This is a genomic window from Rhodoferax sediminis (assembly GCF_006970865.1).
Lineage (GTDB): Bacteria > Pseudomonadota > Gammaproteobacteria > Burkholderiales > Burkholderiaceae_C > Rhodoferax_A > Rhodoferax_A sediminis.
Genome location: NZ_CP035503.1, coordinates 1,491,511 through 1,504,002 on the forward strand (window position 1 = coordinate 1,491,511; position 12,492 = coordinate 1,504,002).

General features: G+C 66.3%; 11 protein-coding genes and 2 riboswitches. Of the genes, 2 read left to right on the forward strand and 9 right to left on the reverse strand.

Features of this window, described 5'->3' with window-relative positions:
* Nucleotides 1-30 precede the first annotated feature (30 nt).
* Nucleotides 31-144, reverse strand: a riboswitch (glycine riboswitch).
* A 13-nt stretch (nucleotides 145-157) separates the two neighbouring features.
* A riboswitch (glycine riboswitch) is annotated at nucleotides 158-261 on the reverse strand.
* A 42-nt stretch (nucleotides 262-303) separates the two neighbouring features.
* The 3 genes from denD to EUB48_RS07205 are packed head-to-tail and all read right to left on the reverse strand — an operon-like array spanning nucleotide 304 to nucleotide 4,409.
* On the reverse strand, nucleotides 304-1,329 hold the full coding sequence (gene denD / locus EUB48_RS07195; protein ID WP_142818260.1) for a D-erythronate dehydrogenase: 1,026 nt from the start codon (nucleotides 1,327-1,329) through the stop codon (nucleotides 304-306).
* Nucleotides 1,326-2,684 (reverse strand): TAXI family TRAP transporter solute-binding subunit, encoded by a 1,359-nt coding sequence (locus EUB48_RS07200; RefSeq protein ID WP_142818261.1) that lies wholly within the window; start codon nucleotides 2,682-2,684, stop codon nucleotides 1,326-1,328. The genes denD and EUB48_RS07200 overlap by 4 nt, the downstream gene beginning before the upstream one ends.
* Nucleotides 2,685-2,714: 30 nt before the next feature.
* Nucleotides 2,715-4,409 carry an electron transfer flavoprotein-ubiquinone oxidoreductase gene (locus EUB48_RS07205; protein ID WP_142818262.1) on the reverse strand — a complete coding sequence of 565 codons (1,695 nt, stop codon included), beginning with the start codon at nucleotides 4,407-4,409 and terminating at the stop codon, nucleotides 2,715-2,717.
* A gap of 146 nt (nucleotides 4,410-4,555) precedes the next feature.
* On the opposite strand from EUB48_RS07205, the gene EUB48_RS07210 reads away from it, so the two are divergent.
* A complete protein-coding gene (locus EUB48_RS07210; protein ID WP_142818263.1) occupies nucleotides 4,556-5,338 on the forward strand; it encodes an SDR family oxidoreductase in 783 nt (260 codons plus the stop codon).
* An 83-nt stretch (nucleotides 5,339-5,421) separates the two neighbouring features.
* Here the strand turns inward: EUB48_RS07210 and rbsD are convergent, their stop codons facing one another.
* Genes rbsD through EUB48_RS07240 form a run of 6 tightly spaced genes read right to left on the reverse strand, consistent with a single transcriptional unit; the run spans nucleotide 5,422 to nucleotide 11,502 of the window.
* A complete protein-coding gene (gene rbsD, locus EUB48_RS07215) occupies nucleotides 5,422-5,817 on the reverse strand; it encodes a D-ribose pyranase (protein WP_142818264.1) in 396 nt (131 codons plus the stop codon).
* Entirely contained in the window at nucleotides 5,814-6,797 is a 984-nt protein-coding gene (rbsK, locus tag EUB48_RS07220; protein WP_142818265.1) for a ribokinase, read from the reverse strand. The genes rbsD and rbsK overlap by 4 nt, the downstream gene beginning before the upstream one ends.
* A gap of 5 nt (nucleotides 6,798-6,802) precedes the next feature.
* On the reverse strand, nucleotides 6,803-7,840 hold the full coding sequence (locus EUB48_RS07225; protein ID WP_142818266.1) for a LacI family DNA-binding transcriptional regulator: 1,038 nt from the start codon (nucleotides 7,838-7,840) through the stop codon (nucleotides 6,803-6,805).
* A 13-nt stretch (nucleotides 7,841-7,853) separates the two neighbouring features.
* The gene (locus EUB48_RS07230; RefSeq protein WP_142818267.1) at nucleotides 7,854-8,870 is read right to left on the reverse strand and encodes an ABC transporter permease; all 1,017 of its coding nucleotides are present in this window, start codon (nucleotides 8,868-8,870) and stop codon (nucleotides 7,854-7,856) included.
* Nucleotides 8,867-10,492 (reverse strand): sugar ABC transporter ATP-binding protein, encoded by a 1,626-nt coding sequence (locus EUB48_RS07235; protein WP_142818268.1) that lies wholly within the window; start codon nucleotides 10,490-10,492, stop codon nucleotides 8,867-8,869. The genes EUB48_RS07230 and EUB48_RS07235 overlap by 4 nt, the downstream gene beginning before the upstream one ends.
* 53 nt (nucleotides 10,493-10,545) lie before the next feature.
* Nucleotides 10,546-11,502, reverse strand: a complete 957-nt coding sequence (locus tag EUB48_RS07240; RefSeq protein WP_142818269.1) for a sugar ABC transporter substrate-binding protein — start codon at nucleotides 11,500-11,502, stop codon at nucleotides 10,546-10,548.
* A 162-nt stretch (nucleotides 11,503-11,664) separates the two neighbouring features.
* Between EUB48_RS07240 and EUB48_RS07245 the strand changes: the two genes are divergently transcribed.
* Nucleotides 11,665-12,084: an acyl-CoA thioesterase gene (locus EUB48_RS07245; protein WP_142818270.1), complete on the forward strand. Its 420-nt coding sequence runs from the start codon at nucleotides 11,665-11,667 to the stop codon at nucleotides 12,082-12,084.
* The last annotated feature ends 408 nt before the right edge of the window (nucleotides 12,085-12,492 follow it).

Below are 12,492 nucleotides of genomic sequence, written 5' to 3' on the forward strand. Positions count from 1 at the left end.
CAAATCAAACACCGGGCCCAAGGCCTGGCGAGCTGCCCCGCTGTCCGCTTTACCTGAGAGATTCGCCTGGCGATGCAGGGTTGCTCCTTCGGTGGATCGCTGCCTGCCTGTGCTGGGCAGCGACCTCTCTCCAGTGGGGGCGCCGACGGTTGCCCGTCGGCGTTTGTCAGTCCTTTTGCCTGAGCGTTCAGACCATCATTGTGGATGCTTCCTGCGCCTTCGGCGGTTTTCTGCGAGAAAACTCTCTTCTGACAGGCGCGATTCTACCCAACTGGCCGGCACGCACGGCGGCGGGCGCGCCGCTTACGGCCGCAGCGCGAGCGTGACGGCCTGCGGGTTCTCGCGCGCGTACTCGCGAATAATGGCCTCGAAGCTGTCGTCGGGCAGCAGGCCCAGTTCGCGGGCGCGCGCCGCGTTGACGTTGGCGGGCCAGGTCGCCACGATCTTGCGAATTACCGGGTCGGGCGTCCAGTCGATCAGCGCGCTGGCCGCTTTGCCGGCCACCCGCTCCAGTGCAGCCGCCATCTCGCCAACCGTGGTTGTGAGCGCGGGCAGGTTGATGGCGGTGCGCGGGCCCCAATCCGCGTCACTGGCCTCGGCGGCGCGAATCAGGCCCTTGACGGTGCGCCCCGGGGATGACAGCGCGACTGCCGTGTCCGGCGGCACCGGGCACGGCGCCTTCACGCCGGCCAGCGGTTCGCGGATCATGCCGCTGAAAAAACTCGATGCCGCGCCATTGGGTTTGCCCGGGCGCACGCTCACGGTCATCAGGCGCACGTTGCGGGCGCGGATGAAACCCTTGCGGCCATAGTCCGCCATCAACTGCTCGCCGATGAATTTCTGGATGCCATAGCTGGTTTGCGGCGTCGGCAGCGTCATATCTGTCAGCACGGGGGGCGCCGGCTGCCCGGGTGAGTCGCCAAACACCGCCAGCGAACTGGCGAACACTACGGTAGGGGCGCTCCCCAATGCGCGGCACGCCTCCAGGAGCGCGCGTGTGGCGTCCAGGTTGCTGCGCATGCCGAGGTCGAAATCGGCCTCGCATTCTCCGCTGACCGCGGCCGCCAGATGAAAAATGATAGCGGCATCTGAAGGAATGGCGCCGGTTTGGGCCCGATCAGGCTTGAGAAGTTCATTGAGGTCGCCGACCGCGGCGGTAACGCGCGCATCGGCCATCAGGTCGGTCGCCGGTGCGACCCGGTCCACCAGCGTGAGCCGGGTGATGGGCTGCGGCGCAGCGCCGGCCAGCGACAACTGCCCTTGCTGGAGCAGGGTGCGGGCCAGCCGTGCGCCCAAAAATCCGGCGCCGCCGGTGATCACGATGTTCATGGTGAGGAGTGCTCCGTGGGGTGGTTGATTTGCCTGTCGATCTGGGCGCGTACGTAGTCGACATGCTGGCGCAAAGTGTAGACCCGATCGGAAAAATCCAGCGGGAATTTGGCGTGGGCAACATCGCTTTCAATCCGGTCGAGCTGGGCGTGCGCGCGCTCGCGCCCGGCGTCGTCGAGTACCCGCGATGCCAGTTCCCGTTCCAGATACTTCAGCTCGCCGTAGCGGCGGAACAGCCGGCTTTGCTGCTTCCAGTGGAACAGCGGCGGCAGGATTCGCAGCAGCGGCACCAGGATCGCCAGCAGCGGCACCAGCAGCAGGATCAGGCGCTGCACAAAGATGGCGGCCCAGAACGGCAGGTATTGCTGCAGGAACGGGCGTCCGCTGCGAAAGTAATGATCGGCCTCTTCGGCCAGCGGAAAGTCGGTTGCCATGGGGCTCGGAAAATCGCCGGGCCGGTTCAGCAGGCTCGCGCCGTGATGGATTCGCGTGGCGGCCTCCAGCAGCAGGTAGGCCAGCGCGGGGTGCAGGCTCGGGGCGATCACCAGATTCGCGGTGGTGGCGAGCAGGGCGACGTCCTGCGGTGGCAAGTTGTGCTGCGGGTCCACCGACCCGCGCTTGAGGCTGATGCTCTGGAAATAGGGGAAGCGGCGCGCCAGCCCCTCGGTCTGCACCAGCGAGGCCAGGTGCAGGGCGGGGTTGGCCAGCAACCGCTGCACGGCTGGCGCCTGCGGCGCGGCGACCATGATGGTGGCGTCGATCTGGTGGTGCTCCAGCTCAGCTGCAGCGGCCAGGCCGCCCTCGTTGACCAGCGCGGTGCCGCCCCGCGGCTGCCCCTGGGGATCGATCACCCCATAGGCTCTCAAAAGGTCCACGGCGACCTTGTAATTGCCGCTGCCCGCCACGCCCACCGCCACACGCTTGCCGGTGAGCGCGCTCAAGCCGCCCGACAAATCCAGCGTGTGCGAAAAGATCCAGACCGGCTCGAATCCGATGGTGGCCAGCGAACGCAGCGGCGTGTCGTCGGCCTGCTTTTGCAGACCCCGCGTGAGCGGGCCGAGCCCGCCCTGCACAAACGCCACCGAGGTGGTGCCGTCGTTCAGGCGCTGCAGGTTTTCCACCGCGCCGCTCGAGGGCTGCAGCACCAGATTAATGCCGTTGGCCTTGAGGATGCGCTGGTACTTCAGCCCGAACTGGTAGTAGGCCCCGTCGGCCGCACCCGTGCTCATGGTAAGCAGGCGCGGTGGCCAGGGACTGACAACATGCAACACACCCCAAGTCAGGACGGCAATCAGCGCGGCCAGGACGGCCCACAGTGTCAGCCACTTGCGGTTCATCGACGCGGGCACATGCATGGCAACAAGAATGCGCTGGCGCCGCGGCGCCTACATGCCGCTGTAGTTCGGACCGCCGCCGCCTTCCGGCGGGAGCCACACAATGTTTTGCGTCGGGTCCTTGATGTCGCAGGTCTTGCAGTGCACGCAATTCTGCGCGTTGATCTGCAGCCGCTCGCTGTTGTCTTCGTTCTTCACGAACTCGTAGACGCCGGCCGGGCAGTAGCGCGCCTCGGGGCCGGCATATTTGGCGAGATTGATGTTGACCGGCACCGACGCGTCCTTCAATGTCAGGTGCGAGGGCTGGTTTTCCTCGTGGTTGGTGTTGCTGATGAACACGCTGGACAGGCGGTCGAATGTGAGCTTGCCGTCCGGTTTGGGATAGTCGATGGGCTTGCACGCGCTTGCCGGCTTGAGCGCCAGGTGGTCCGGCTTTTTGCGGTGAATCGTCCAGGGAATGTTGCCCTTGAGTGCAAATTGCTCGACGCCGTTCATGAGGGTGGCCACGGTCAGCCCCTTCTTGAACCAGGCCTTGAAGTTGCGCGACTTGTTCAGTTCGGTGTAGAGCCAGCTGTTCTCGAACGCCTGCGGGTAGGCGCTGAGTTCGTCGTGCTGGCGCCCGCCGGTGACGGCATCGTAAGCCGCCTCGGCCGCGAGCATGCCGGTCTTGATCGCGGCGTGGCTGCCCTTGATGCGGCTCACGTTCAGATACCCGGCGTCGCAGCCCACCAGTGCGCCGCCCGGGAACACGGTCCTGGGTAGCGAGAGCAGGCCACCGGCCGTGATGGCGCGCGCGCCGTAGGCGAGCCGCTTGGCGGGCTTGAGGCCCTTGTCCTCGCCCTCCAGATACCAGCGGATATTGGGGTGGGTCTTCCAGCGCTGGAATTCCTCGAACGGGCTGAGATAGGGGTTGGCATAGTCCAGCCCCGTGATGAAGCCCAGCGCGATCTTGTTGTCTTCCATGTGGTACAGGAACGCGCCGCCGTAGGTGCTGCTGTCCATCGGCCAGCCGGCCGTGTGCATGACAAAGCCCGGCTTGTGCCGTGCCGGGTCGATCTCCCACAGCTCCTTGATGCCGATGGCGTAGCCCTGCGGATCCTTGCCTGCGTCCAGCTTGAACCGGGCGATGAGCTGCTTGCCCAGGTGGCCGCGCGAGCCTTCGGCAAAAATCGTGTACTTGCCGTGCAGTTCCATGCCGAGCTGGAAATTCTCGGTCGGCTGGCCGTCCTTGCCGATGCCCAGATTGCCCGTGGCCACGCCCTTGACGCTGCCGTCCTCGTTGTACAGCAGCTCGGCACCGGCGAACCCCGGGAAGATTTCCACGCCCAGGCTCTCGGCCTGCTGCGCCATCCAGCGCGTGATGTTGCCCACGCTGACCACATAGTTGCCGTGGTTCTGGAAGCACTGCGGCAGGAAGAAAGCCGGCGTGCGAAAGGATGACTTTTCACCGAGGAAAATCATCGCATCGTCCGTCACCGGCTGGTTCAGGGGGCAGCCCAGTTCCTTCCAGTTGGGAAAGAGTTCGTTCATGGCGATCGGGTCCATGATGGCGCCCGACAGGATGTGGGCCCCGGGCTCCGAGCCTTTCTCCAGCACGACCACCGACACATCGGTGCCTTTCTCGGCCGCGAGCTGCTTGAGGCGAATGGCGGTGGCCAGGCCGCCCGGGCCGCCGCCGACTACCACCACGTCGTATTCCATGGCTTCGCGCGGGCCGAACCGGGACAGGATTTCTTCGTTTGTCATGAAGCGTCTCGCTTGATTCTGGTTTGATAATGGGACGATGGCCGCCAGCCTGGGCTGCACGGCGCTACTGTCAGGTGTCCGACCAATTTTATGCGGGGAATCGGCACAATGGCGCGATCGGTTCTGCTCAAGTGGAGACTTTCAAAATGGCTTACAGCATTGATCTTTCGGGCCGCGTGGCCTTTGTGACCGGGGCTTCCGGTGGCTTGGGCGCGCAATTCGCGCGGACCCTGTCGCGTGCGGGGGCCGCCGTGGTGCTGGCCAGCCGGCGCGTGGACAAGCTCAAGGAACTGCGCGCGCGCATCGAGAGCGAGGGCGGCGACGCCCACGTCGTGGAACTCGACGTGACGGACCAGGACTCGATCAAGGCCGCCGTGGCGCGCGCCGAAACCGAGGTCGGCTCCATCGACATTCTGGTGAACAACTCCGGCGTCAGCACCACCCAGCGCATCCAGGATGTGACCGAGACCGACTTCGACTTCATCTTCGACGCCAACGTCAAGGGGGCTTTTTTCGTGGCGCAGGAAGTCGGCAAACGCATGCTGGCGCGTGCCCGCGGTGCCGCGCCGGGCACCTACACGGGCGGGCGCATCATCAACATCGCCAGCATGGCGGGCCTGCGCGTGCTGCCGCAAATTGGCGTGTATTGCATGAGCAAGGCCGCCGTGGTGCAGATGACGCGCGCGATGGCGCTGGAGTGGGGCAAGTTCGGCATCAACGTCAATGCCATCTGCCCGGGCTATATCGACACCGAAATCAACCACCACCACTGGCACACCGAGCAGGGGCAAAAGCTGGTGCAGATGCTGCCGCGCAAGCGCGTGGGCAAGCCCGAAGACCTCGATGCCCTGATCGTGATGCTGGCCAGCGCGCAAAGCCACTTTGTGAACGGCGCCGTGATTGCGGCGGACGACGGGTTTGCGGCGTGAATTTCAAGAAAAATGTGCTTGCAGCCAGTGTGTGCTCTAGGTGTTAAGCTATTTTTTGTGTAGCAAACGGTATTCGCCCGCGCTCAAAACGTGACGCCGGCGCACAGGATGATGTTGGCGTAGGGCGTGCATTCGCCGGTGCGCACGATGGCCTTGGCCTGCGCACTCAGGCGCTTGAGCTCCTCATGCGACACGGTTTGCGCGGCGACCGGCAGGCGATCACGGCACCAGTCGGGGAGCGGCTGGCCACCCGCACCCGTCGCTTCCTCGGCAATGTAAGCGCGCTCCACTTGCATCTCAGACAGCACCGCGGTCAGCACGTCGGCCAGCCGTGGCACGCCCGCCGTGACGGCGAGATCGATACGCCGGGGTCCGGCGGGGATCGGCAGGCCGGCATCGCCGATCACGAGCATGTCGCCATGGCCGAGTGCGGCAATCACCTGTGACAGCTCGGCGTGCAGCAGGGCGGTACGTTTCATAGCGGTATCCAGTCGGGGGGCAGGGCGCTGCGCAGCACGGCGTCGCGATCGGGAATCGAGGGCTGGGCGCCAACCTGTGTCACGCACAGCGCCGCCGCGCGGATGCCGTGGCGCACCGCGGCGTCAAAGCTCTGGCCGTCGGCCAGCGTCACGGCCAGTGCGCCGAGAAAGGTGTCGCCGGCCGCGGTGGTGTCCACCGCCGTCACCGCCAATGCCGGATGGTGGCGGCAGCCTTGTGTATCGGCGGCGACCGCGCCGCCGGCCCCCAGCGTGACGACCACACGCGCCACACCACGCGCCCGCAGTGCGCACGCCGCCTTCGCCGCTTCGGCGGGCGTATCGGCCACCCGGCCGCTGAGCAGCCGGGCCTCGACTTCGTTGACGACCAGGGTATCGAGCAGGGGCCAGAGCTGCGCGGGCAGCGCTTGCGCCGGGGAGGGATTGAGCATGACCTTGCAGCCAATGCGATGGGCCAGCGCCGCTGCTGTGACGACCTGGGCCAGCGGGGTTTCGAATTGCGCCACCAGGAAGGCGGCATGCTGCAGCCGTTGCGCCAGTTCGGGGTCGTGCGCGTCGACCTCGACCCTGGCGTTGGCGCCGGCGATGACGACAATGCGGTTTTGCGCGGCGTCATCGACCATCACCAGCGCCACGCCCGTGGGTTCTTGTGCATCGGTCTGGACCCCGCCGTGGTCGATGCCGTCGCGCGTCAGCGCAGCGCGCAGGGCCTGCCCGTAGTCATCGGCCCCGACGCGCCCCAGCAGGCTGACCGCCGCGCCCTGGCGCGCGCAGCTCACGGCCTGGTTGCCGCCTTTCCCTCCCGGCACGGTGTGGATCGAATGCCCTTGCAGGGTTTCGCCGGCCTCGGGTGCGTGCGGCACGCGCAGGACCAGGTCCATGTTGAGGCTGCCGAGCACCACGATGCGCGGGGGCGCACTGGCAGTGTCATGGGATACCTTGGGCAAGGCAGGGAGCGCCATCGGAATCACACGTGCAACAGGCGCACTGGTTCAACGAAGCCGGCGTGGCGCCCGGTCGAAGCGCGCACGCGTAGTTCGGGCTGGAGCACCACTTTGCGCGTATCGCGGCGGCGCCCTTCGATGCGCTCGAGCAGCATGGCCACGGCGAGTGCGCCCATGCGCTGTTTGGGCTGCGCCACGGTGGTCAGGGGCGGGCTGGTGAAGCTCGACAGTTCGATGTCGTCGAAGCCGACAATGGACAGTGCGCCGGGAACCTGCACACCGCTTTCATGCGCGGCGCGCAATGCGCCGATGGCCATCAGGTCGTTGCAGACGAACACCGCCGTGGGCAGGGGTTCGGTGCGCAGCATCGCATGCATGGCTTCGTAGCCGCCCTGGCTGGTGAAGCCGCCGTGCCAGAAGAGCTGGTTGGCATCGATGTCCAGGCCCGCCTCCGCCAGGCCCAGGCGCCAGCCGGCGATGCGCTGCTCGCTGGGGACCAGGCCCGCCGGGCCGCCGATGCAGGCGATGCGGCGGTGGCCGAGCGACACGAGGTGGCGCGTGGCCAGCAGGCCGCCCTGCATATGGGCGGTTTCCACCAGGTCGCAGTCTTGTTCGGTGATTTCCCGGTCCAGCAGCACGATTGGAATCCTCAGGCTGGCCAGCAGGGTGGGCAGGGAGTCATCGTCGCCGGTTGAGACGACCACCAGCCCGTCGATGCGGCGCTCGGCCAGCACCTTCAGATAAATTCCCTGGCGCCGGGGCTCGTCATCCGTATTGCAAAGAATCAGGGTGTAGCCCGCGGCGAAGCAGCGGTCTTCCACCACCCGCACGATTTCGGCGAAGTACGGGTTGGAACTGTTGGGGATCAGCATGCCCAGCGTGCGGGTGGTATTGCTCTTGAGGCTGCGCGCCACCGCACTGGGCACATAGGCCAGTTCGCGGATGGCCTGCTCGACACGCTCGCGGCCCGCGGCACTGACGTGGCGCGTGCCATTGACCACATGCGACACGGTGGTGACCGATACGCCGGCGCGCAGGGCAACGTCTTTGATGGTGCTCATGATGTGGCGCGATTCAGGGTGTGCCTGCGCGGCGCTGGCGCAGCGTGTCGATGATCACCGCCACCACGATCACGCAGCCGGTGACGATGCGTTTGCTCGGCTCGCTGGCGCCGATCTGAACCAGTCCGGCGCCCAACACCGCGATGATCAGCACGCCAAAGAAGGTGTTGATGACCGAGCCGCGCCCGCCCATCAGGCTGGTGCCGCCGATGACCACGGCCGCAATCACCTGCAGTTCCACGCCGACGCCGGCGTTCGGGTCGGCGGCTTCGAGCCGCGCCGATTGCATCAGGCCGGCCAGTCCCGCGAGCAGCCCCGTCGCCGCAAACACGATGATGCTGATGGGACGCGGGTCGATACCCGCCAGCCGCATGGCTTCCTCGTTGGTGCCGATGCCCACCACGTAGCGGCCGAACACGGTGCGCGTCAGCACCAGGTGCCCGATCACCACCAGCACCACGGCCAGCACAAAGGCGGCGGAGATGCCGCCGATCCATGGGTTGGCCAGCCCGGAAATGGCGTCGCCGACATACTGGGTGCGCGAATCGGTCACCAGATAAGCCGCGCCGCGCACCGCCTCCAGCATCCCGAGCGAGACGATGAAGGACGGCAGCCGCCAGGCGACCGACACGGCGCCCGTGATGGCGCCGCACAGCAGCCCCGTGACCAGGCCGAGCGCCGCGGCCGCCGGCATGCTCCAGTGCCACTGCAGGATGGCGGCTGCCGTGGCGGCCGCGCTCAAGGCCAGTACCGAGCCGACCGACAGGTCGATGCCGGCAATGATGAGCACGAAGGTCATGCCGATGGCCATCACCGTCAGCGCAGGAATTTCGTTGGCAATGCTGACGAAGGTGTCGAAGGTCAGGAAATACTGGCTCAGGCTGCTGAACAGCACGACCATGCCCGCCAGCACGGCCGCCAGCCCGAGGTAGGTGCCCATCTGGCCATGCAGCGCGGCGCGAAGACCCACGGCGGGGCGGGGCGCTGCGGCGGGCGATGGGGCGGGCGAAGGAGTCGGTGGCAGGCTCATGATTGAACGGCGGGTGTGGGTGCAGAAGAAGAGGGTGAGGGCAGCGGGCGAACGCCTGCGTCGCCGAACGCTGCCGCGAGCAGCGATTGGTCGCTCCAGTGGCCGCGCTCGAACACTGCAACGAGGCGCCCGGCGCGCATCACGCCGATGCGGTCGCACATGATCATCAGCTCGCGCAGATCGCTGGACACCATGAGCAGGGCCTTGCCCGCGTCAGTCATGCGGTCCAGCTCGGCGTAGAGATCGGCACGGGCCCCCACGTCGACGCCGCGGGTGGGCTCGTCGAGCAGCAGCACCTTGCATTCGCGGTGCAGCCAGCGCGCGAAAACCACTTTTTGCTGATTGCCGCCACTGAGGGTGGAGACCACCTGCTCCCCGCTTTGCGAGCGGATGCGCAAGGTGTCCACGAGCCGGCGCGTGATGCGGCGCTCCTTCGCCATCTGCAGCCAGCCGGCGCGCGACACCGCGCCCAGGTCACTCACGGTGGCATTCACGCGAATCGATTGCGGCAGCAGCAGGCCCTGCGATTTGCGGTCTTCGGTGACCAGGCCGATGCCGGCGCGGATGGCCTGCATCGGCGAGCGCCAGTTGCCCGCCACGCGGCGCGTGGGCGGCTCCACCTGGCCCGGCGGCGCGGCGGCGCCCGCATACAGGGTGATCTCGCCGCGGTCTGCGCGATCGGCGCCGAACAGCAATCGCACCAGTTCGGTCCGTCCCGAGCCGACCAGGCCGGCCAGCCCCATGATTTCGCCGGCGTGCAGGTCGAGATCGACATCGCGCACGACCTGCGCGCGCCCCAGGCCACGCGCGCGCAGCAGGGCCGGCCCGGCGGCGCGGCGCGCGCGGTTTCCATGCTCCTGCACGGCGCGTCCGACCATGCGCTGCACCAGCTCGGCTTCGCGCACACCGGCCATCGGACGCACGTCCACCAGCCGGCCGTCGCGCAGCACGGCCACGCGGTCGGCGATGCGTTGCAGTTCTTCCAGCCGGTGTGACACGTAGATGACGCCCACGCCGCGCGCCTTGAGCAGCGCGATCTGCTCGAACAGGTGCGAGGTTTCGCGCGACGTGAGCATGGCGGTCGGCTCGTCGAGCACCAGCACGCGCGTGTCGTCCTGCAGGTTGCGGGCGATCTCGACCATCTGCTGCTGGCCGATGCCCAGTTGGGCCACGGGCATCGCCGGGTCAATGCCCTGCATGCCGATTTTGGCCAGCTGTTGCACGGCCAGGGCATGCAGCTCGGCGCGTTTGAGCCAGCCCGCGCGCTGCGGCAGCCGCTCGAGCAGCAGGTTCTCGGCGACCGAGAGTGTCGAGACCAGGCCGAGCTCCTGCATCACCATGCGCACACCCACATGCTCGGCATTGCGGCGCGAGCCTGGATGAAAGGGGACCTCGCCCAGGAGCATGTGGCCGCGCGTGGGCTGTACCAGGCCGCAGATGATCTTCGACAGCGTGCTCTTGCCGGCGCCGTTTTCGCCGGTCAGCGCCAGCACCTCGCCCGGCTGCAGCGCCAGCGAGACGTCATCGAGCACAGGCGTCGCGTAGTCCTTGCCCAGGCTGAACAGGGACAGTAGCGGCGCGCGGCCGTTGGCGGCGGGAGCCGGCACAGCGGGAGTGGTCATGGAGATTTTGGCAAGCGCTCCCGGCCCAGACCGGTGCCGCGCAGCCGCCAAGCTTACTTGACCGTGTCCTTGGTCACCAGCACCACGTCGGTCTTGACCATGGCGGGCATGTCCGCCTGGTGCTGCTTGGCGGCCAGCGCCTTGAGTGCCGTCTCGATGCCGAACACCGCCTGCTTGGCGCCGAACTGGTCCGCCGTGGCCAGCACGCGGCCGTCCAGCAGCATGGGCTTGATGGCGCCGATGTTGTCGTAACCCACCACCATGACCTTGCCGGTCTTGCCCGCGGCCTTGACGGCCGCCACGGCGCCGAGCGCCATGCTGTCGTTGCCGCACAGCAGGGCCTTGAGGTCGGGGTGTTCACGCAGCATGCCGGAGGCTACCGTGTTGCCCTTGTCGATTTCCCACTGGCCGGATTGCACGCCGACCACGGTGGCGCCCACGGTCTTCATGGCGTCCTGGAAGCCCAGCGTGCGCTGCTGCGCATTGAAGGTGGTGGACACGCCTTCGATGATGCCAACCTTGTCGCCCGCCTTCAGGCTCTTGGCCAGGTAGTCGCCCACCAGCTTGGCGCCGGCGCGGTTGTCGGGACCGACGAAGGGCACCTGGATGCCTTTTTCCTTCAGGGCGCCGGCGTCGAGCTGGTTGTCGATGTTCACCACCAGGATGCCCTTGTCAATGGCGGTTTTAAGCACCGGCACCAGCGCCTTGGAATCGGCCGGCGCAATCACCAGCGCATCGACCTTCTGCGCCATCATCTGCTCGACGAGCTTGATCTGCGCGGCGGTGTCGGTTTCGTCCTTGATGCCGCTGGCGATCAGGGTGTATTGGCCGGAATGGGCCTTCTGGTGGGCCTTGGCGCCGTCTTCCATGGTGCGGAAGAACTCGTTGGCCAGCGACTTCATGACCAGCGCCACTTTGGGCTTTTCCTGGGCCAGGGCGGGCGTTGCCACCAGGGCCCCCAGCACGGTCAGGGCAGCGGCGTTTTGCAGGGAACGACGGGTGATATTCATGGGCTTGTCTCCAAATAAATTTCTGAAATAGCAACAGGGACCGGAACGGCGGGCCGTCCGGGTTGGATGATAGCAATAGCAAACGTTTGCGCAATCGTTTGCTAATCGGGTTTAACCCTTAACTCCATTCTGGGTATGCTGTCTTTCATTTTTGGGGGAAGCATGAAAATTGAAATTCCTGAGGCCAAAAAACTCGTGTTCGAGATGCACATCCCGATTCGTTGGGGCGACATGGACGCGATGGGGCATCTCAACAACACCAGCTACTTTCGCTATCTGGAGACCATCCGCATCGAGTGGTTCCGCTCCATTGGCTGCATCCCCGACCCGCAGGGCGAGGGGCCGGTGATCGTGAATGCGTTTTGCAACTTCTACAAGCAGCTCGAGTATCCGGGCGATGTGCTGCTGCGGATGTATGTGAGCGAGCCGGGCCGCACCACGTTCGAGAGCTGGGGCACGATGGAGAGGGTCGACGCACCGGGGGTGATTTGCGCCGCGGGCGGCGCCACCACGATCTGGGTGGACTTTCCGAACCAGAAGGCGACCCAGCTGCCCGACTGGATGCGCCAGATCGTCAGCTGATCGCCACACCCCTTCACGGGCCCGTGCAAAGTCCCGGCAAAGATGATTGACATTGCTGCACTGCACAAGTTATCCTCGCGCGGTTATCAATAAACGGAGTTTCGCTTGGGTACGTGTTCCAGTGACAGTCCTCGATCTTGGATCGACACCACTGCCTGAGCGGCGCCCCGGAACTCATCTTCCGCCGTGCCGCCCCTGCGGCTACGGTGTCCAGTCCGGCTCCTGCCGGCATTCCCGAATCGGTTTGATTCTGTCTCCAGACGCCCTCAATGCGCGCCAGCCATGCTGCGCGCAACGCGGCCGGCTGGGTTTGAAGTCCGCCATGCCATCGGTGCGCTGAAGCAGCGTGCCGATAGCACGGCGGACTCGGCTGGGCTGCCATGAAACTGTCATGAAACTGTAATCAAA

Coding starts and splice junctions, on each gene's coding strand:
- denD (WP_142818260.1), bottom strand. CDS start 1,329: ATGAACATCGTGATCACCGGCGGCGCCGGATTTTTGGGCGCACGGCTG.
- EUB48_RS07200 (WP_142818261.1), bottom strand. CDS start 2,684: ATGCATGTGCCCGCGTCGATGAACCGCAAGTGGCTGACACTGTGGGCC.
- EUB48_RS07205 (WP_142818262.1), bottom strand. CDS start 4,409: ATGACAAACGAAGAAATCCTGTCCCGGTTCGGCCCGCGCGAAGCCATG.
- EUB48_RS07210 (WP_142818263.1), top strand. CDS start 4,556: ATGGCTTACAGCATTGATCTTTCGGGCCGCGTGGCCTTTGTGACCGGG.
- rbsD (WP_142818264.1), bottom strand. CDS start 5,817: ATGAAACGTACCGCCCTGCTGCACGCCGAGCTGTCACAGGTGATTGCC.
- rbsK (WP_142818265.1), bottom strand. CDS start 6,797: ATGGCGCTCCCTGCCTTGCCCAAGGTATCCCATGACACTGCCAGTGCG.
- EUB48_RS07225 (WP_142818266.1), bottom strand. CDS start 7,840: ATGAGCACCATCAAAGACGTTGCCCTGCGCGCCGGCGTATCGGTCACC.
- EUB48_RS07230 (WP_142818267.1), bottom strand. CDS start 8,870: ATGAGCCTGCCACCGACTCCTTCGCCCGCCCCATCGCCCGCCGCAGCG.
- EUB48_RS07235 (WP_142818268.1), bottom strand. CDS start 10,492: ATGACCACTCCCGCTGTGCCGGCTCCCGCCGCCAACGGCCGCGCGCCG.
- EUB48_RS07240 (WP_142818269.1), bottom strand. CDS start 11,502: ATGAATATCACCCGTCGTTCCCTGCAAAACGCCGCTGCCCTGACCGTG.
- EUB48_RS07245 (WP_142818270.1), top strand. CDS start 11,665: ATGAAAATTGAAATTCCTGAGGCCAAAAAACTCGTGTTCGAGATGCAC.